Origin of the sequence: Raineyella sp. LH-20 (assembly GCF_033110965.1) — a bacterium.
GTDB lineage: Bacteria > Actinomycetota > Actinomycetes > Propionibacteriales > Propionibacteriaceae > Raineyella.
Map to the genome: position 1 here is coordinate 1,303,113 of NZ_CP137003.1, position 18,148 is coordinate 1,321,260.

Annotated in this window: 15 protein-coding genes and 1 tRNA gene; 4 read left to right on the forward strand and 12 right to left on the reverse strand. The window is 70.9% G+C overall.

What is annotated here, in order from left to right:
• Nucleotides 1–29: 29 nt before the first annotated feature.
• The 4 genes from R0146_RS05685 to R0146_RS05700 are packed head-to-tail and all read right to left on the reverse strand — an operon-like array spanning nt 30 to nt 4,383.
• Entirely contained in the window at nt 30–737 is a 708-nt protein-coding gene (locus R0146_RS05685) for a heavy metal-binding domain-containing protein (protein ID WP_317691893.1), read from the reverse strand.
• Between the two features lie 24 nt (nt 738–761).
• Nucleotides 762–1,619: a transglutaminase family protein gene (locus tag R0146_RS05690; RefSeq protein WP_317691894.1), complete on the reverse strand. Its 858-nt coding sequence runs from the start codon at nt 1,617–1,619 to the stop codon at nt 762–764.
• 32 nt (nt 1,620–1,651) lie between these two features.
• The gene (locus tag R0146_RS05695) at nt 1,652–2,611 is read right to left on the reverse strand and encodes an alpha-E domain-containing protein (protein ID WP_317691895.1); all 960 of its coding nucleotides are present in this window, start codon (nt 2,609–2,611) and stop codon (nt 1,652–1,654) included.
• The gene (locus R0146_RS05700) at nt 2,605–4,383 is read right to left on the reverse strand and encodes a circularly permuted type 2 ATP-grasp protein (RefSeq protein WP_317691896.1); all 1,779 of its coding nucleotides are present in this window, start codon (nt 4,381–4,383) and stop codon (nt 2,605–2,607) included. Before R0146_RS05700 ends, R0146_RS05695 begins: the two co-directional genes overlap by 7 nt.
• A 401-nt stretch (nt 4,384–4,784) precedes the next feature.
• Here R0146_RS05700 and lysS point away from each other — a divergent pair, with 401 nt between their 5' ends.
• Complete coding sequence (gene lysS / locus R0146_RS05705; protein ID WP_317692340.1) at nt 4,785–6,251, forward strand: lysine--tRNA ligase; 1,467 nt, start codon at nt 4,785–4,787, stop codon at nt 6,249–6,251.
• 46 nt (nt 6,252–6,297) lie between these two features.
• A complete protein-coding gene (locus tag R0146_RS05710; RefSeq protein ID WP_317691897.1) occupies nt 6,298–7,272 on the forward strand; it encodes an ROK family protein in 975 nt (324 codons plus the stop codon).
• A gap of 141 nt (nt 7,273–7,413) precedes the next feature.
• Here R0146_RS05710 and R0146_RS05715 read toward each other — a convergent pair whose 3' ends face one another.
• On the reverse strand, nt 7,414–7,764 hold the full coding sequence (locus R0146_RS05715) for a cell division protein CrgA (protein WP_317691898.1): 351 nt from the start codon (nt 7,762–7,764) through the stop codon (nt 7,414–7,416).
• Nucleotides 7,765–7,856: 92 nt separating this feature from the next.
• Here R0146_RS05715 and R0146_RS05720 point away from each other — a divergent pair, with 92 nt between their 5' ends.
• Nucleotides 7,857–8,690, forward strand: coding sequence for a DUF881 domain-containing protein (locus R0146_RS05720; protein WP_317691899.1), 834 nt, complete (start codon nt 7,857–7,859; stop codon nt 8,688–8,690).
• A 10-nt stretch (nt 8,691–8,700) separates the two neighbouring features.
• Here the strand turns inward: R0146_RS05720 and R0146_RS05725 are convergent, their stop codons facing one another.
• From R0146_RS05725 to R0146_RS05755, 7 genes are read right to left on the reverse strand one after another with little or no spacing between them, the layout of a single operon-like run.
• A complete protein-coding gene (locus R0146_RS05725; protein WP_317691900.1) occupies nt 8,701–9,348 on the reverse strand; it encodes an aminodeoxychorismate/anthranilate synthase component II in 648 nt (215 codons plus the stop codon).
• Nucleotides 9,341–11,200, reverse strand: coding sequence for a Stk1 family PASTA domain-containing Ser/Thr kinase (pknB, locus tag R0146_RS05730; protein ID WP_317691901.1), 1,860 nt, complete (start codon nt 11,198–11,200; stop codon nt 9,341–9,343). The genes R0146_RS05725 and pknB overlap by 8 nt, the downstream gene beginning before the upstream one ends.
• Nucleotides 11,201–11,220: 20 nt before the next feature.
• Nucleotides 11,221–12,657: a peptidoglycan D,D-transpeptidase FtsI family protein gene (locus tag R0146_RS05735; protein ID WP_317691902.1), complete on the reverse strand. Its 1,437-nt coding sequence runs from the start codon at nt 12,655–12,657 to the stop codon at nt 11,221–11,223.
• Complete coding sequence (locus tag R0146_RS05740; RefSeq protein WP_317691903.1) at nt 12,654–14,045, reverse strand: FtsW/RodA/SpoVE family cell cycle protein; 1,392 nt, start codon at nt 14,043–14,045, stop codon at nt 12,654–12,656. Before R0146_RS05740 ends, R0146_RS05735 begins: the two co-directional genes overlap by 4 nt.
• Nucleotides 14,045–15,535 (reverse strand): protein phosphatase 2C domain-containing protein, encoded by a 1,491-nt coding sequence (locus R0146_RS05745; RefSeq protein ID WP_317691904.1) that lies wholly within the window; start codon nt 15,533–15,535, stop codon nt 14,045–14,047. The genes R0146_RS05740 and R0146_RS05745 overlap by 1 nt, the downstream gene beginning before the upstream one ends.
• A 2-nt stretch (nt 15,536–15,537) precedes the next feature.
• Nucleotides 15,538–16,044 carry an FHA domain-containing protein FhaB/FipA gene (locus R0146_RS05750; RefSeq protein ID WP_317691905.1) on the reverse strand — a complete coding sequence of 169 codons (507 nt, stop codon included), beginning with the start codon at nt 16,042–16,044 and terminating at the stop codon, nt 15,538–15,540.
• Entirely contained in the window at nt 16,044–16,778 is a 735-nt protein-coding gene (locus R0146_RS05755) for an FHA domain-containing protein (RefSeq protein ID WP_317691906.1), read from the reverse strand. The genes R0146_RS05750 and R0146_RS05755 overlap by 1 nt, the downstream gene beginning before the upstream one ends.
• A gap of 194 nt (nt 16,779–16,972) precedes the next feature.
• Here R0146_RS05755 and R0146_RS05760 point away from each other — a divergent pair.
• Nucleotides 16,973–17,058 (forward strand) — tRNA-Leu (locus R0146_RS05760).
• Nucleotides 17,059–18,148 lie beyond the last annotated feature (1,090 nt).

Genomic DNA, 18,148 nt, shown 5'->3' on the forward strand with positions numbered 1-18,148 from the left:
ACGGCGGGGCTACCGCCCGGCGTCGGCTGTCAGCCGGCGGTGGGGGTCTGCGGGTGGCTGGCGCTACCGCCGACGGACGGCCGCGGCAGGTCGATCCCGGGCGCGCTGAACCCCGAGGTCTCGGCGAGCCGCACCGCAGTGCCGTACGCCACGACCTCGATCACCTCGGCACTGACCTGGCAGGTGTCGAAACGCATCCCCACCACGGCGTCGGCATGGGCCCCGAGCGCCATCCGGACCATCCGGGTGACCGCCTGCTGCCGCTCGGTGAGCAGCGTCCGCGCCTGGATCTCGCGGTTGCCGCCCAGCTCGCGGGAGCGGGAGACCACCCCCATCACGTCGCCGATCACCCCGGTGATGGTGCGGCCGGGCATCGCGTCGGTCGTGGTGACCGGCAGACCGTGGTCGACCCGTCCCGGCGGGGTCGGGGCAGGGGCCTCGACACTGGTCGGGGTGGGTTGAGCGGTCTGTCCCGGGCGCGCCGGCTGGGAGGGCGGCGCGGCGTGCTGCGGCACCGGACTCAACTGCGGGGTGGCGATCCCCGATCCGGGTGTGCTCGGCACCGGTCCGCCGGTGCGGGCGGGCTGCGGGTGGCTGGTCGGCGGCTGGCCGGGGCCCGGGGTCGTGCCCTGGAGCAGAGGGTTCTGGACCGCTGGGGCGACCGGCGGTGCCTGGACCGGTGGGCCCACGGGCGCGCCCGCGGGCGGCGGACTCCATGCGGTCGGCGGCTGGTTCATGCCAGTAACCCTAGTGGTCAGAGGTCACGAAAGCGCCGTTATGGTGACCTTGACAAACATTTCCGAGTCGCCACCGGCGTACGTCCCGCGTAGTGGAGACACGTCGGAGTAGTCGCGGCCGTGCCCGATCCGGACGTACGACTCGTCCACCCGGTGCATCGCCGTCGGATCGTACGTCTGCCACGATCCGCACCAGAACTCCACCCAGGAGTGGGACTCGCCCTCGACGGTGTCGCCGCGGACGGCGTCCGGCCCGGACGGGTGCAGGTAGCCGGACACGTACCGGGCCGGGATGCCGAGACTGCGCAGCGCCCCGCAGGTGACGTGGCTGAAGTCCTGGCAGACGCCGCGGCCGCCCGCCCAGGCCTCCGCGGCGGTCGAGGTCACCCCGGTGGCGCCCGCCTCGTACGCCATCCGGTCGTGCACCAGGGCGCAGACGTCCAGTGCGGCCAGCCGGGACGGCCGGTCGGTGAGCTCGGCGGCCAGCGCGGCCAGCTCCTCGTGGGGCGCGGTCCGTCCGGTGTTGAGCAGATACTCGCTCATCGCATCCCGCACCGCCGGGCCGCGCAGTGTGGCCCAGTCGAGGTCGTCGGCGGGCACCCGGCGCTCGTCCTGGCCGGCGTCGCGCACCGGGCGGGTCTCGACCAGTGCCCGGGCCTCGATCTGGAGGCGGTCATGCGGCTCGTGCACCTCGAAACAGGTCACCGGGGTGCCCCAGTAGTCGGTGTAGGCGGTGCGCCAGGCATGCGGGGTGATGGTGAGCCGGGAGGTCCAGACCACCTGGGTCGGGGTGGAGACAGGAGTCATCCGCGCCTCGTTGTAGGACGCCCGGACCGGGGAGGCGTAGCGGAACCCGGTGACGTGGTCGATGCTCAGCCGCATGTCAGTCCTGCCTCGTGTCGGACGGCCTCATGTCAGTGCGTCTCCTCGGTCGTCCAGGCCACCTCGGTGGCCGCGGCGAAGAAGCGGTGGGTGATCGCCGCGGTGACCCGCTGGCAGGTCCGCTGCACCTGGGCCATCCGGCCGGCCAGGTCGTCCACCAGCGCCTCGGTCGGCAGGTAGGCCAACTCCTCGGTGAGCCGGCCGAGCTCGTAGCGGGCCTCGCCGGGCAGCCCGACCCCGTGGGCCCGGCCGGTGATGCCGGTCAGCGCCTCGGTGGCCCGGGTCAGTCCGTGCATCACCGAGCGCGGGAAGGCGGCGTCCTGCACCAGGAACTCCAGTGCCTGGGCCGAGGCGTGCCAGCCGCGGTAGGTGCGCAGGAAGGCGTCGTGGGCGTCGCAGCCGCGCAGCGCCGCCGACCACGGGATGGCCCCGTGGGCGAAGGTCGTCGCGGTGACCAGCCGGGCGGTCATGTCGGCCTGTTCCAGGCTGCGGCCGAGCTGGAGGAACTGCCAGCCCTCGTCGCGGACCATCGAGCCGCGGGCCAGGCCGTAGAAGAGCGCGGACCGTTCCCGGGCCCAGTCCAGGTAGCCGTGCTGGGAGCGGATCGCCCGCGGCGTGGTGCGGGGCAGCGCCTGCCAGGTGGTGTTGACCACCTCCCAGACGGGCGACGGGATCACCTCCCGAGCCCGGCGGGCGTTGTCGCGGGTCTGTTCCCAGCTGTACGCGATCGACGACGGCTGGTGGCGGTCGTACGCCAGCAGCCCGACCAGCGCCTCATGGGCCGCGCGGGGATCGGTCCGCACCAACAGCGGCTCGTACGTCGCGCTCGGCACGCCGAGCAGGGTGAGCAGGTTGCTGCAGGCGGTGTGGGTGGGCACCGCCGGCTCCTCGACGAACAGCCGCAGCTGCACCTGGAGCAGCCGGGCGGTGTCCTCGGCGCGCTCGACGTAACGGCCGATCCAGAACAGCGACTCGGCGATCCGGCTCAGCATCGGTCGACCCCCTCGGTCCTGGTGATCTCCGCGGCGGCCCGGGCCGTGAGACGGTGCGGTGGCGTACGGCCGGCCTGCTGCTGTTGCTCCTGCTGGGTCTTGCGGGCCGGCAGCTGGTCCGGCGGGCGCTGGGTCGGCACCGGCAGCGCCGCCAGGTCGGCGAGTTCGGTGGTCTCGGTGTGCGGGCCCGACTCGGCGTGGCCGGCCGTCTCGGCGGGGGTGCTCGGCGCCGGCTCGGCGAGCGGTCCGGGCTCGGCGAGCGGCCCGGTCTCGATGGCTGAGTCGACGGGTGCCGACTCGGCCGCTTCCGTCCCGTCGGTCGTCGCGGTCGGCACCGACGGCGGTCCGGCGATCACCCAGGTGTCCTTGGAACCGCCGCCCTGGGAGGAGTTGACGATCATCTCGCCCTCCGGCAGCGCCACCCGAGTCAGTCCGCCGGGCAGCACCCACACGTCGCTGCCGTCGTTGACCGCGAACGGCCGCAGGTCGACGTGCCGCGGCCCCAGCGCGTCGTCGACGAAGGTCGGCACCGTCGACAGCTGGATCAGCGGCTGGGCGATCCAGCCGCGCGGGTCGGCCTCGACCCGGTGCCGTAGCGCGGTGACCTGCTCGGGGGTCGCGAACGGCCCGATCACGATGCCCTTGCCGCCCGAGCCGTCGACCGGCTTGACGACCAGCTCCTCCAGCCGGTCCATCACCTCTTCCCGGGCGGCCGCCTCGGCCAGCCGCCAGGTGTCGACGTTCTTCAGCACCGGCTCCTCGGCGAGGAAGTAGCGGATCAGGTCGGGGACGTAGGTGTAGACCAGCTTGTCGTCGGCGACCCCGTTGCCCAACGCGTTGCACAACGCGACCCCGCCGGAGCGGACCGCGTTGACGATGCCGGGGATGCCGAGCAGGGAGTCGCGGCGGAAGTGCACCGGGTCGATGAAGTCGTCGTCGATCCGCCGGTAGATCACATGCACCGGCTGCAGGCCGCGGGTGGTGCGCATGTAGACCTTGCCGCGCCGGCACTCCAGGTCGGATCCCTCGACCAGCTCGACGCCCATCGTCCGGGCCAGCAGGGTGTGCTCGAAGTAGGCCGAGTTGTAGACGCCCGGGGTGAGCACGACGACCGTCGGGTCCTCGATGCCGTCCGGGGCGGCGGCCCGCAGCGCCCGCAGCAGGTGCTGGGCGTAGTCGCTCACCGGCCGGACCCGCTGCTCGGCCATCACCTCGGGCATCACCGAGGCCATCGCCGTACGGTTCGTCATCACGTACGACACCCCCGAGGGCACCCGGACGTTGTCCTCCAGCACCCGCATGTCGCCGGCCGGGGTGCGGATCAGGTCGATGCCGGCCACCTGGACCCGCGCGCCGTTGGACGGGTTCATCCCGTGCAGCACCCGGTGGAAGTGCTTCGAGGTGGTGATCAGCGATCGGGGAACCACCCCGTCGGCCACTGCCCGTTGGTCGTTGTAGGCGTCGTCGAGGAACGCCTCCAGCGCCCGGACCCGCTGGCGTACGCCCCGGTCGATGATGTCCCAGTCCCGGGCGGTGATGATCCGCGGGATGGCGTCCAGCGGGAACGGCCGCTCGACCCCGCCGACGTCGAAGGTGACGCCTGCGGCGAGATAGCTGTTGGACAGGGTCTCGGCGATCGCCTTCAGGTCGCCCGGCGCCATCCGGCCGAGCATGTCGGCCAGGCGGGCGTACGGTTCGCGGACGGTGCCGTACGGCCCTACCATCTCGTCGAACGCCGCGCCCGGACGGTAGTGGGCGACCATGTCTGCCATATCCGGAACCCTATTGCACCAGGTACGTCCGGGAGCGCTGTCGACCGTCCGTTCACCGCTCCGTAACACGGTGGTGCGGCCATCCCCTCGTCCCCGGCACCGCGTCCGCCGCGCTTCTGTTCAGCCGCCGCGCTTCTGTTCAGCCGCCGCGCTTCCACGCAACCGCGGCCTGCCGACGGGCCGCATCGAACTGAACGCGCGGCGGATCGTCGAACGCGCGGCGGATCGTCGAACGCGCGGCGGATCGTCGACCGCGCGGCGGCTGTGGTCGCTGACCCCGCGAGCTCGGCCGGCGCGGTGATTCCGACTCGGTCGGTCCGGGCGGGTGTCGGTAGCATGTCCCGGTGAGTACTGAGCAGAATCCGCCGGCCGAGCTTCCTGACCACGAGGTGTCCGAGCAGATGCAGGTCCGCCTCGAGAAGCGGGCGCGGCTGCTGGAGGAGGGGCGTCCCCCCTATCCGGTCTGGCTGGATCGTACCCACACCCTTGACGAGGTCCGCCGCCGGTGGGACCACCTGGAGACCGGTGAGGAGACCCAGGACGAGGTCGGGGTCGGTGGCCGGGTCGTCTTCCTGCGCAACACCGGCAAGCTGTGCTTCGCCACCCTCCAGGGCGGCTTCACCGCCGAGCACGACGCCCCGCGCCTGCAGGTGATGCTCTCGAAGGCCGAGGTCGGCGACGAGGCGCTGGCCGCCTGGAAGGCCGACGTCGACCTGGGCGACTGGGTCTTCATCCATGGCCGGGTGATCCGGTCCAAGCGCGGCGAGCTGTCGGTGATGGCCGACCGCTGGGAGATCGCGTCGAAGTCGCTGCGGCCGATGCCGACACTGCACCACGAACTGTCCGAGGAGACCCGGGTGCGGCAGCGCTACGCCGACCTGGTGGTCCGCCCCGAGGCCCAGAACGTGCTGCGGGCCCGGTCCGCGATCACCCGGTCGATCCGCGAGACGCTGCACGGTGACGGCTATCTGGAGGTCGAGACTCCGACCCTGCAGCTGGTGCACGGCGGCGCGACGGCCCGGCCGTTCTCCACCCATCTCAACGCCTTCGACATTTCGATGAGCCTGCGGATCGCCCTGGAGCTCTACCTCAAGCGGGTGATGGTCGGCGGAGCCGAGAAGGTGTACGAGTTGGGCCGCGTCTTCCGCAACGAGGGCATCGACTCCTCGCACTCCGCCGAGTTCACCATGCTCGAGGCCTACCAGGCCTGGGGCGACCAGACCACCATCGCAGCGCTGATCAAGCAGATCATCCTCGACGCGGCCGACGTCGTCGGGATGCGCCAGATCGAGACCGAGAAGGGCGTCATCGACCTGGACGGCGAGTGGAAGTGGCTCGGCGTCTACCCCGGTCTGTCCGACAAGGTCGGCGACGAGATCACCCCGGACACCCCGCTGGACCGGCTGCGGTCGATCGCCGAGCTCTTCGAGGTCGAGTACGACGCGCTGTGGGGCCCGGAGAAGATGGTCGTCGAACTGTTCGGCGAGCTGGTCGAGCCGCACCTGCTGCAGCCGACCTTCGTCTGCGACTACCCGCCGGTCGCCCAGCCGCTGGCCCGGCCGCACCGCTCCGAGCCGAACAAGATCGAGGCCTGGGACCTGATCATCGGCGGCATGGAGCGCGGCACCGGCTTCTCCGAGCTGATCGACCCGGTGATCCAGCGCGAGCGGCTGACTGCGCAGTCGCTGGCCCGGGCGGCCGGTGATGTCGAGGCGATGCAGCTCGACGAGGACTTCCTGCAGGCGCTCGAGTTCGGCGCCCCGCCGATGGGTGGCCTGGGGCTCGGCGTCGACCGGCTGGTGATGCTCTTCACCGGGGTCGGCATCCGCGAGACGATCCTCTTCCCGCTGCTCAAGCCGCTCGGCTGAGCAGCGTACGGGGCAACAGGCGACGGCGGCGTACGGAGGCAGGCTGATGGTCGGCGGTGAGGCGGTGTACGGCGGCGTCGAGGCCGGCGGCACGAAGTTCGTCTGCTGCCTGGGCACCGGCCCCGACGACATCCGCGCCGAGGTGCGGTTCCCCACCACCACGCCGGAGGAGACCCTCGGCCGGGTCGTGGCGTTCTTCCGGGAGGCCGCCGGTCGAGGCGCGGCCTCTGCCTTCCGGGAGGCCGGCGGCTCAGGCGCGGCTTCTGCCGCTGCGGCGGAGGGGGCGCGCCCGGCCGCGGTGGGTGTCGCCTGCTTCGGGCCGGTGGATCTCGACCCCGCCTCGGCGACGTACGGCCACATCACCACCACCCCGAAGCCCGGCTGGGCCGGCACCGACGTGGCGGGCGTCCTCCGGGCCGCGCTGGGTGTCCCGGTCGGCTTCGACACCGATGTCAACGGGGCGGCTCTCGGCGAGGCCCGCTGGGGCGCCGGACAGGGCATGGACCCGTTCGTCTACGTCACCGTCGGCACCGGGATCGGTGGCGGCGCGATCGTCAACGGCGCACCACTGCACGGCCTGGTGCACCCGGAGATGGGCCACGTACGGGTGCGCCACGATCGGGGACTCGACCCGTTCCCCGGCGGCTGCCCGTTCCACGACGACTGTCTGGAGGGCCTGGCCTCGGGGCCGGCGATGGAACGGCGGTGGGGTGCGCCGGCGCAGACCCTGCCGGCCGGTCACCCGGCCTGGGAGCTGGAGGCCTCCTACCTCGCCGAACTGGCCGCCGGACTGGTCTGCACCCTGTCACCACGCCGGATCGTGTTCGGCGGCGGGGTGATGGCGGGGCCCGGCCTGTTCCCGATGATGCGGCAGCGGACCCGCGAGCTGTTGGCCGGTTACGTGTCCTCCCCGGCCGTGACGGACCGGATCGACGACTACCTCGTCCCGCCGGGCCTGGGGGAGCGGTCCGGCCGGCTCGGCGCCCTGGCGCTGGCCGAGGCCGCGCTCGCCGCCGGATAGCCGACCTCGTGGCCCGGCGGTCGCGGTCACTGGGCGGTCGCGGTCACTGGGCGGTCGCGGTCACTGGGCGGTCGCGGTCACTGGGCGGTCGCGGTCACTGGGCGGTCACCCAGCGAGACTGTCAGCCCTGTCGGGTCGACGTCACTTCCACTGGGTGGCGACGACGAAGGAGGCCGCGATCAGGCCCATCCCGACCGCCAGGTTCCAGTTGCCCATCGCGGCCATGAACGGGATCAGGTAGCCCGCCACGTAGAACACCACGATCCAGGCGACGCCGAGCAGCAGCAGAGTGACCATGGTTGGCACCACCCAGGGGGCGGTGCCCGGTGCGGCGGTGCGTCGCCGGGCGCTCCCGGACTCGGTCCCGGCGTCGGGCTGGGCGTCGGGCTTGGTCGTCGCCTCGGCCTTGCGGCCCGCCGAGCGCCGGTCTGCGGTGCCCCGATCACCCTTGCGGCGATCGGCGACGGACTTGCGCTGCTTGGTCTCGGCCACGACCACTCCTCGTACGGCGTTCTGGTTGGCTATGCCGGTAGCCTAGTCGACGACGCCTGGAGGCCCGATCGGCGGACCGGAGGAGATGGACGGTGACCGAACCGACCCTGCTGGACATGGTGCGCATCGGCGCCCGTCGGCTCCGTACGCTGTTCGCACGCCGGGCGACGCGAGGCCCCCGGTCGCGACGTACGCGCCGGATGGTCGTCTCCGGCACCGCCACGGTGGCGATCTGCGTGTTGGCCGGCTACCTGATCGGCGTGAGCGGCGCGCTCGCCCGGGGCACCGACCTGCGCGGCGGCCGCAACACCGACCTGATCTCGATGGTGCAGACCGGCTCGCAGCGCAACGCGGCCCTCGCCCAGCAGGTCTCCACCACCCGGGCCGAGGTCGACCGGCTGACCAACCGAGCAGGCACCGGGGTGGACCCCGCCCAGCTCGCCGATGCCGCCCAGACGGCCCAGACCGTGCCGCTGATCGGTCCCGGGGTGACCGTGGTGCTCGACGACGCGCCCGCCTCGGTGTCCCCGCCGGGGGTCGATCCCGACCTGCTGGTGGTGCACCAGCAGGACATCCAGGCCGTCGTCAACGCCCTGTGGGAGGGCGGTGCCGAGGGGATGATGATCCAGGGGCAGCGGGTGATCTCGACCACCGGCATCAAGTGCGTCGGCAACACCGTGGTGCTGCAGGGCATCCCGTACGCCCCGCCCTATCGGATCCAGGCGATCGGCGACCCGGCGATCCTGGAAGCGGCGTTGACGTCGTCGACGTACGTCCGCAACTACCAGGACTACGTCGCGGCGTACGGGCTGGGCTACCAGGAGCGTCGCGAGGACGCTCTGAAGCTGCCCGCCTACACCGGCGGCACAGAGCTGTCGTTCGCGTCGGCGATCCCATCGCCGACGGCCACCCCCACGCCGCGCTGAGCGCAGGGACTCAGGCCAGGTCGACCAGCGGCGTCAGTCCGGCCGCGCGGTCGGGGGCCTCGGTGTCACCGCAGACCGCCAGCCAGTTGGCGAAGATCCGGTAGCCGCCCTCGCTGAGCACCGACTCGGGGTGGAACTGGGTGCCCTCGACGGCGAACTCGCGGTGCCGCAGCGCCATCACCACACCATCCTCGGTGGTCGCGGTGACCTCGAGGACGTCCGGGACGGTCGGCGGCAGCACGGCCAGCGAGTGGTAGCGCGTCGCCGTGAACGGCTCCGGCAGGCCGGCCAGGCAGCCCGCGCCGTGGTGGTGGATCGGCGAGGTCTTCCCGTGGCGCAGCTCGGGGGCCCGGTCGACCGTGGCGCCGTACGCCTCGCCGATCGCCTGCATGCCCAGGCAGACGCCGAAGATCGGCGTCCGCCCGGCCTGCTCGCGGATGATCGGGATGCACTGTCCGGCAGCGGCCGGGGTGCCGGGGCCGGGCGAGAGCAGGATGCCGTCGAAGGGATCGGCCCAGCCGGCGTCGTCCAGTCGACGGTCGTCGTTGCGCCACACCGTCACCTCGGCCCCGATCCGGGCGAGGTACTGGACGATGTTGTAGACGAAGGAGTCGTAGTTGTCCACGACGAGGACGTGGACGCCGGTCGGATCAGCCATTGCCCTTGTCCCGCCCGGCGGGGGTGTCGCTGGCCGGGCTGGCGGGCGTCGTCGTCGGCGTCGACGGCCCGCCGGAGGTCGGCGGCGGGGTCGCCTGGGGGGCCTTGGCGAGAATCACGGTGATCGCCGCGTCACGGGAGACCTTGCTGCCCGCAGCGGGGCTCTGGGAGATCACCGTGCCCACCGCGGCATTGGAGGCCTGTTCAGTGAAGGTGACGTTGGTCAGTCCGATGCCGGCCGCGTCGGTCATCACCGCCTGCCGGTTGAAGCCCGACCAGTCCGGCATCGTTACTTTTCCCGAGGCGTACGTCACCTGGATCGGCGCGTCCGGCACCACCTTGGAGCCGGACGGCGGGTTGATGCTGAGCACCTCGTTGGCGGGCCGCGACGACTCGGCGGCGACCGTCGTGACGTTGGTGAACCCGGCGGACTTCAGCTGGGACTGGACCTTGGACAGCTGTTGGCCGACCAACCCGTCGGGGATCGCCGTCGTCGACGGGCCGCCGTTGACGGTCAGAGTGACCACGCCGCCGTTGGCCAGTCGGGTCCCGCCGGGCGGGTCCTGGGCGGTGACAGTGCCGACGGTCGGCCCGGCCGGACCCTCGGTGACGTTGACCGTGGAGGTCAGCCCCTGGGCCTTGATCAGCTCCTCGGCGACCACCTGGGTCTTGCCCCGCACGTCCGGAACGGGCTGCTTCGGCGTCAGGCCGCCGTTGGCGGCGAAGATGCCACCGCCGGTGAGCAGCACGACGAGCACGGCGGCGACGACGATCCAGATGTTGCGACGTCGGCGTCGGCGGGCGAGGTCGTCCGCCTCGTCGGCGTCCGGGTCGACCATGGCCCGCTGCGGGCTGGTGGCCAGGGCGGCCTCCTCGCCCTGCGGCAGGGCGCCCATCGCACGAGTGGGCATGGCAGCCTCCACCGGGGCCATCCCGCCGACCGCGGTGGCGGTCATCGCCGCGGTCGGTGCGGCCACAGCGCCGGCCAGGGCGAGCGGAGCCTGTCCGGCCAGCACCCGGGCGATGTCGTCGTGGAACTCCCGGGCGTTCTGGTAGCGCCGGTCGGGGTCCTTCTCCAGGGCCTTCAGCACCACCGCGTCGATGCTGGGGCTGATCGTCGGCACGATGGCCGACGGAGCGGCGGCGTGCTCACGGACGTGCTGGTAGGCGACCGAGACCGGCGAATCACCGACGAACGGCGGCCGGCCGGTGAGCAGCTCGTAGAGCAGGCAGCCGGTGGAGTAGAGGTCGGACCGGAAGCCGACCTTCTCGCCGCGCGCCTGTTCGGGGGAGAGGTACTGGGCGGTGCCGATCACCGCAGCGGTCTGCGTCATCGTCGCCTGGGTGTCGGCGACGGCGCGGGCGATGCCGAAGTCCATCACCTTCACCTGGCCGCCGAGGTCGGTCAGCATGACGTTGCCCGGCTTGATGTCGCGGTGCACGATCCCGGCGCGGTGGGAGTAGCCCAGCGCATCGAGCACACCCTGGGTGATCTCCAGGGCCCGCTCGGAGGTGAACGCCTCCCCGGAGTTCATCACCTGGCGCAGCGTACGGCCCTCGACGAGCTCCATCACGATGTAGGGCACCACCTGGCCGGAGACCGGATCGTGCTGCTCGTCGGTGTCGTAGACGGCGACGATGTTCGGATGGTTCAGACCGGCCGCCGAATGGGCCTCCCGGCGGAAGCGGGCCTGGAACGTCGGGTCGGAGGCGAGGTCGATCCGCAGCCGCTTGATCGCCACCTCGCGCTGCAGACGCAGGTCGCGGGCCCTGTTGACCTCGGCCATGCCGCCGCGCCCCAGTGTCGGGCCGAGCTGGTAGCGGCCACCGAGGATCGTGGGTTGGATGTCCATTGACAGTTGACCTTCCGGGCTCACAGGAGTGCCTGCATCACGCTCTTGGCGATCGGTGCGGCAACCACGTTGCCACCGACCTCCGATCGCGGGACGTTGGCGGATTCGACGAAGACAGCGACAGCGATCTTCCGGTTGTCCTTCTCGGCGAACGCCGTGAACCAGGCGTACGGAGGCTTGTCCGGCGTCGTCTGGGCGGTGCCGGTCTTGCCGCCGACCCGAGCGCCGTTGATCTGGGCGTTCGTGCCGGTGCCTTTGCTGACGACGTTGACCATCATGCCCTGCAGCTGTTGGGCGTTCGCGGCGCTCATGGCCTGGGACAGCTCCTTGGGTTTCGTGGTGCTCACTGCGGTCAGATCGGGGGCGCGGACGGTCTGCACGACGTACGGCGTCATCAGTTTGCCGTCGTTGGCGATGGCTGCCGAGACCATCGCCATGTGCAAGGGGTTGGAGGCCACATCGTACTGGCCGATGCCGCTCAGTCCGGTCTGGGCCGGATCGGGGTCAGCAGGGAACCGGGCCGCGACGCCGTTGACGTCGCTGAGCTTGTAGTCCCAGCCGAACTTCTCCGCCTGCTTGCGCAGGGCGTCGGGTCCGAGCTTGATCGCGACGTTGGCGAACGCGGTGTTGCAGGACAGCTGCAGCGCCCGGTCGAGCGACTGCTGGCCGTTGCCGCACTGGCTCTCGTTCGGCAGCTGGGTGGTGGTCCCGGGCAGGGTCAGCTTCGCCGGGGTGTCGACCATCGTGCTCGGCTGCATGCCGTTCTCCAGCGCCGCCGCGGCGGTGACCAGTTTGAACGTCGAGCCGGGCGGGTAGATCTCGCCGGCGGCGCGGTTCGTCAGTGGTGAGTCGGGGTCGTCGAGCAGCGCACCGTACGCCTGGCCGGCGCTCTGGATGTCGGTGGTGGACAGCGTCGACGGATCGTACGAGGGGCTGGAGACCATCGCCAGCACCGCGCCGGTCTCAGCGTCCATCGCCACCACCGCACCGTGCTGGTGGCCGAGCGCCTGGGCGGCGGCGGCCTGGGCCTTCGGGTCGAGCGTCGTCTCGACGGTGGCCCCCTGCGGGGAGCGGCCGGTGACGACGTCCACCAGGCGGCGGACGAACAGCGAGTTGGAGGTGCCGGCCAGCTCGGCGTTGTAGGCGCCCTCCAGCCCGGTGGTGCCCCGGTCGTACGAGAAGTAGCCGGTGACCGGGGCGTAGAGGCTGCCCTGCGGGTAGTTGCGGCGGTAGGCGAACTGGCTGCCCTGCGGGCTGGTGTCGGAGATGGCCAGGACGGTCTTGCCCGCGACGATGGAGCCGCGGTTGCCGCCGAATTGTTCGTCGCGGACCCGCCGGTTCTGCGGATTGGCGTTCAGCGAGTCCTGCTGGAAGACGACGATCTGCGAGACGTTCAGCAGCAGCGCCACGAAGAGCACCATGGTGAGCACCGCGATGCGGCGGATCGGCTTGTTCACCGGCGAGCCTCCCCGGTGGGGACGGCGATCAGCTGGGTGCTGTCGTCGGCCATCGTCAGCTCGCTCGGAGCGGCCACCGGCCGGCGGACCTGGTGGGAGATCACCAGCAGCAGTCCGACGATCATCCAGTTGACCACCATCGACGAGCCGCCATGGGTCATGAACGGGGTAGTCAGGCCGGTCATCGGGGTGAGCCGGGTGACACCGCCGACGATCAGGAACACCTGGAGGGCGAACACGAAGGACAGCCCGGTGGCCAGCAGGGTGGAGAAGTCGTCGCGGGCGGCCAGCGCGGTGCGCAGGCCGCGGAAGGCGAACAATGCGTAGACCATGATCAGCGCCATCAGTCCGGTGACGCCGAGTTCCTCACCGATCGCCGCAGCAATGAAGTCGGACTTGGACAGTGGTGTCAGGCCGGGCCTGCCCAGCCCCCAGCCGCGGCCGAGCAGGCCGCCCCAGGCGAAGCCGAACTGGGCGCTGATGATCTGCAGGTTCTGGTCGTAGTGCTGGAACGGGTGCAGCCAGGCGTCGATCCGCACCTGCACGTGGTGGAAGACCGCCGAGGCGGCGAGCGCGGCACCGGCGAAGGACACCCCGCCGAGCACCAGCCAGGCCGGTCGTTCGGTGGAGACGTAGAGCATCATCACGAACAGGCCGAAGAAGAGCATCGACATGCCGAGGTCCTTCTGGGTGACCAGCACCGTCATGGCGATCGCCAGCATCACGCCCAGCGGCGCGAGGTCACGCGGGCGGGGGAAGGTGATGCCGAGGAACCGGGGGCCGGCCACCGCCAGCGCGTCGCGCTTGTCGACCAGGTAGGAGGCGAACGCGATCGTCATCACGAACTTCGCCGCCTCGGCCGGCTGGAAGGAGTATCTCCACACCCGGATCCACACCCGCGAGCCGTTGAGTTCCGTGCCCAGGCCCGGCACCATCGGGAGCATCATCAGCACCAGGCCGACCAGGAACAGGGTGTACGTGTAGCCCTGCAGCGGCCGGTGGTCGCGCAGCACCACGATGATCGCCACCGCCAGCGCCATCCCCAGCCCGGTCCAGACCAGCTGGGTGAGCACGTCGTGGCGTGGCGGCTCGGCGATCAGATCGATCCGGTGGATCATCGCCAGCCCGACTCCGTTGAGCAGCAGGGCGCACGGCAGCAGCAGCGGGTCGGCGTACGGGGCCCGCCAGCGTACGGCCATGTGCAGGGCCAGCCCGAGCCCCACCCACACCATCGCGACCGACAGCATCTCCGGTGGGAGCCGACCGTCCAGGTTGAGGTGGGTGAGGGCGTAGCCGGACAGCCCGATGAACTGGGCGACGAGGATCATCGCGAGCTCGACGTTGCGTCGTTTGCGGTAGACGACGACGGAATCGGTGGCGTCGGGCATCAGCACTCCCCGTAGTCGGGGACGACCGGCGTCGGCGGGGCGGCCGGCGTCGGGGAGGGCGACTGCGGTTGGGCCTGCGCGGCCGCCTGGCGGGCTTGTTCCTCGGCGGCCGCCGCGTCAGCCTTGGTCCGGACCGTACGGCAGTAGGCGGCGTTCTGGGAGAGCTCGGTCATGCTGGCCTGCGCGGCGGACAGTGACTCGACGGTGATGCCCTCGTGCACCTGCTGCTGGTAGCGGGGGGAGAGATCGGCGATGGTGATGTCCTCACCCTGGACGATCCGGTTCAGTCGCCAGGACCCGATCGTCGTGTCGAACCCGCGGTAGAGCGCGACCTTCGCGCCGTCCGCACCGATGAAGTAGCTGTTGCGCCACACCACCCAGGTGCCGGCGACCGCGCCGCCGATCAGCAGGACGGCCACCAGCAGCGAGATCAGCAGGACGACGGCCCGGCGACCCCATGACGGGTCCTCCCGGGGCGCATAGCGCTCGTCCTCCGCCAGGACCGGCCGGCGCCGGGTGGTCGAGGGCGCCAGGACCGCAGGGGTGGGGTCGATGTCGTGGCGTTGCCGCATCTCCAGTGCCTGCGCCTGGCTGGCGACGTCCTCCGGCACCGGCAGGCCCTCCGCGTCGACCAGCAGCGGCGCGACGAACTGCGCGGGATCGAGCGGGATCTCCTGCGTACGCTCCGAGACCGGGGGGATCTGGCGGGTCGCGGCGGCGCCGACAGTGACCGGCGGTGCCGCGTCCGCCGGCTCGGCGACCACGTCGGCGAGGATGATCGTGATGTTGTCCGAGCCGCCGGCGGCGTGCGCGGCGGCGATCAGCTGGTCGAGGGCCTGGGCACGGTCGGGGATCGCGACCATCCGGGCCAGATCGGTGTCGTCGACCAGCCCGCACAGGCCGTCGGAGCACAGCAGCAGGCGGTCGCCGGGGAGGGCGTCGACCAGGCCGATGTCCGGATCGTTGTTCGGGGTGCCGTTCAGCACCCGCAGCAGCAGCGAACGGTGCGGGTGGGTGGCGGCCTGGTCGGGGGTCAGGCGGCCCTCGTCGACCAGTGACTGCACCCACGAGTGGTCGTGGGTGACCCGGACCAGACTGTTGTGGCGCAACCGGTACATCCGGGAATCGCCGATGTGGACGACGGCCAGGTCGGTCCCATCGAACGCGGCCGCGGTGACAGTGGTGCCCATCCCATCCAGCGCGGGATTGTCCGCGTCCAAGTCGGCGATCAGCTCGTTGGCGTCGTGGACCCGTTGGGTGACCCGGCTCAGCAGGTCCTCCCCGCGTGGTGGCGCCGGGAGGGTCGACAACTCCTCGTCGAGCGCGCGCAACTGGGTCACCGCGACGGCGGAGGCCAGGTCGCCGGCGGCCGCACCGCCCATCCCGTCGGCCACCAGGAGGAGGTGCCCGGAGGCATAGCCGGAGTCCTGGTTGTTCTTGCGGACCAGCCCGATCTCGGAGTGTGCCGTGAAACGGAGGGACAACGGCATGCTCAAGACTCCAGTTTCAGGATCGTCCGCCCGATCCTGATCTCGTCGGCCGGCCCGATGATCGTCGCACCGGTGATCCGGATCCCGTTGACGAACGTGCCGTTGGTCGAGCCGAGGTCCTCCAGATAGAGGCCGGCGTCCCCGTTGACCACCCGGGCGTGGCGGGTGGAGACGAAGTCGTCCTCGAGCACGATGGCACACTCCGGTGATCGGCCGATCATCACGTACGTGCCGGCTTGGTCGACCTCCGCCGCCATGCCCAGGTGCGGGCCGTTGGTGACCACCAGCCGGGCCGGCGGCGCGGGCGGCGGGGCGATCGGTGCGGCGGCCCGGGGCACCCCACCGCGTCGCCCGTCACCCGGACGCGGTGCGGAGGCGGCCGGGAGCTCGGAGGTCGGCATCCGTCGGCCGAAGAGATCGGTGCGGATGACGTTGGCCGCGAGCAGGATGAACAGCCACAGCAGTGCGAGGTAGCCGATCTTCAGCGCCGTGAGGAGGATGTCGGACATCACTGATCCGTGCTGGGTGAATGGATGAGCATCCGGGTCGAGCCGATCTCGATCCGGGAGCCTTCGGTGAGGATGGCCTGGGCGACCCGCTGGCCGTTGACGATGATGCCGTTGGTCGAGCCGAGGTCGACGATGGTCACCTGCTGGTCGTCGCCGGTGCCGGAGACCTTGATCTCGGCGTGCTGGCGGGAGATGCCCGGGTCGTTGATCCGCAGGTCGGCGCTGGTGCCGCGGCCGATGATGAAGCCGGGCGGGGTGAGCGGGTGACGCATCCCGTTGACCTCCAGCACCAGCCGGGTGCGGTGCAGCGGGGTGGGCGAGCCCTGGCCGGCGGCCGGTGCCGGCCCGCCGCCGGCTGTCCCGCCGGCCACCGCCTGGGAGACGACGGTGAACTTGCCGGTCGGCAGCGAGGTGTCGAGCTCGTACGTGATGGAGATCGGGCCGTTGAAGATGTATCCCTGGCTGGACGCGTGCTGCTTGAGCTCGGGGACGATCTCGCGGCTCAACGTCTTGCCGTACGGGGTCAGGCGTTCGTAATCGTGTTGGGACAGGAAGACAGTGAACTCGTTGGGCACCAGACGGCGGTCGCGGGAAACGACCTTGGCCTCGGCATCGAGCTCCCGCTGCAGGCGGGCGGCGATCTCCACCGGCTGCACGTCGCCCTTGAAAGCGCGGGCGAAGGCACCGCTGACGGCACCCTCGAGCTTCCTTTCGAAGCGGTCGAAGACTCCCACCTTCAGTTCCTTCCGGCCGACGGTAACGGGTATCGCACCTCTGATCTTATGCGTCGGCCGTGGCGGTACGCTGACCGCCGGGCGGGGTGAGCCCCCGGAATCGAGGGTCGATCGGCCGAGTTGACGGGCCCGGCGGCGGGTGTGCTATGGTTCTCCGGTTGCTACGGGCAGGGAGACTTGCTCGGATCACTCTTGCGCGAGTGGCGGAACGGCAGACGCGCTGGCTTCAGGTGCCAGTGTCCCTTGGGACGTGGAGGTTCAAATCCTCTCTCGCGCACCAATTGATGCCCTACGGCATCCTGGACGCCCGGCCTTGGAGGTCGGGCGTTTTTCGTCTCGTGATGTCGCGTGTCTCGACTCTGCTGCGTGGTCGGCGTTGTCCGGCTCTTCACGGACGAGGGGGTCGAGGTCGGGATCCGCCGAGCGTTCGCTCGGGGCACCCGCGGACAGTCGTAACCGCTGGGCCGGGTGGGCCGGCGGACGTGGCGTGGCGCGGGCGGGGGTGCTGGCTGGGGTGGCCCGGCGGGTGGCGTTGGGGTGGCCGGACCGGGGGTGCGTCGCCTGGGGGTGGCTCGGGCTGGGGTGCGTCGCTTGGGTGGTCGGACCGGAGCCCTTGCCTGCCAGACCGTACCCGTGGTGTTCATTCCCTCCCGGTCGCCCGAGCGGGAATGAATACGAAGCGTACGGTCTGCTACGCGGCGTACGGTCTGGGTCGGGGCGCCGCAGGCTTGGCCCAGACGCGGACGAGTGCGCGTGGGCCCGTCGGACGAGCGTTGCCGGGACCTCCGTCATCGGAAGGCCGCACCCCCGTCCTCCCTCGCCCACTCCCATCCCAATGCGCGGGATGACCGCTAGGACTGGCCGGTTCCTGGGTTCCTTCGAGTCTCCGGGGTTCCCCATCTGCGGGTGACTTCGTTGCAGGTTTGCCTCGGTCCCGCGGCTGTGGGCGGGGTGCGTCCTGAAAGGCGCCTCTGGCGGCGTGTGCGTCTGGGTGTGGTGGTCGGTGTGGTGGTGGGGTGGGCGGCAGCCCTGTATAGCTGTTGCGGGTGGCTGAGGTGGCGTCGGCGTACGCCCTTGCGTGGCGCTCCCGTCGGGATGCCGTCCGGCTGTGAGGATGCGAGGTGTTCCACATGCAGGGAATGTCCACATTGGCAAGAGTCGAGAATATGGCGTCGGCCACATTGTCCGAGAATCTCGAACCAATCTTCGATATGCCTTATCTAATTTTAGCGAGGTGAGGCTTAATTGACTATTTCGGGCGTAGTACGACGCACAGTAAGAGTTAATCCTGAGTTTTCCCTGAATTGATCTGGTTGACATTGCCCGTCGATTCCATGGAGCCGTCCGGGTGACGGGAACCCTGCCGCCGC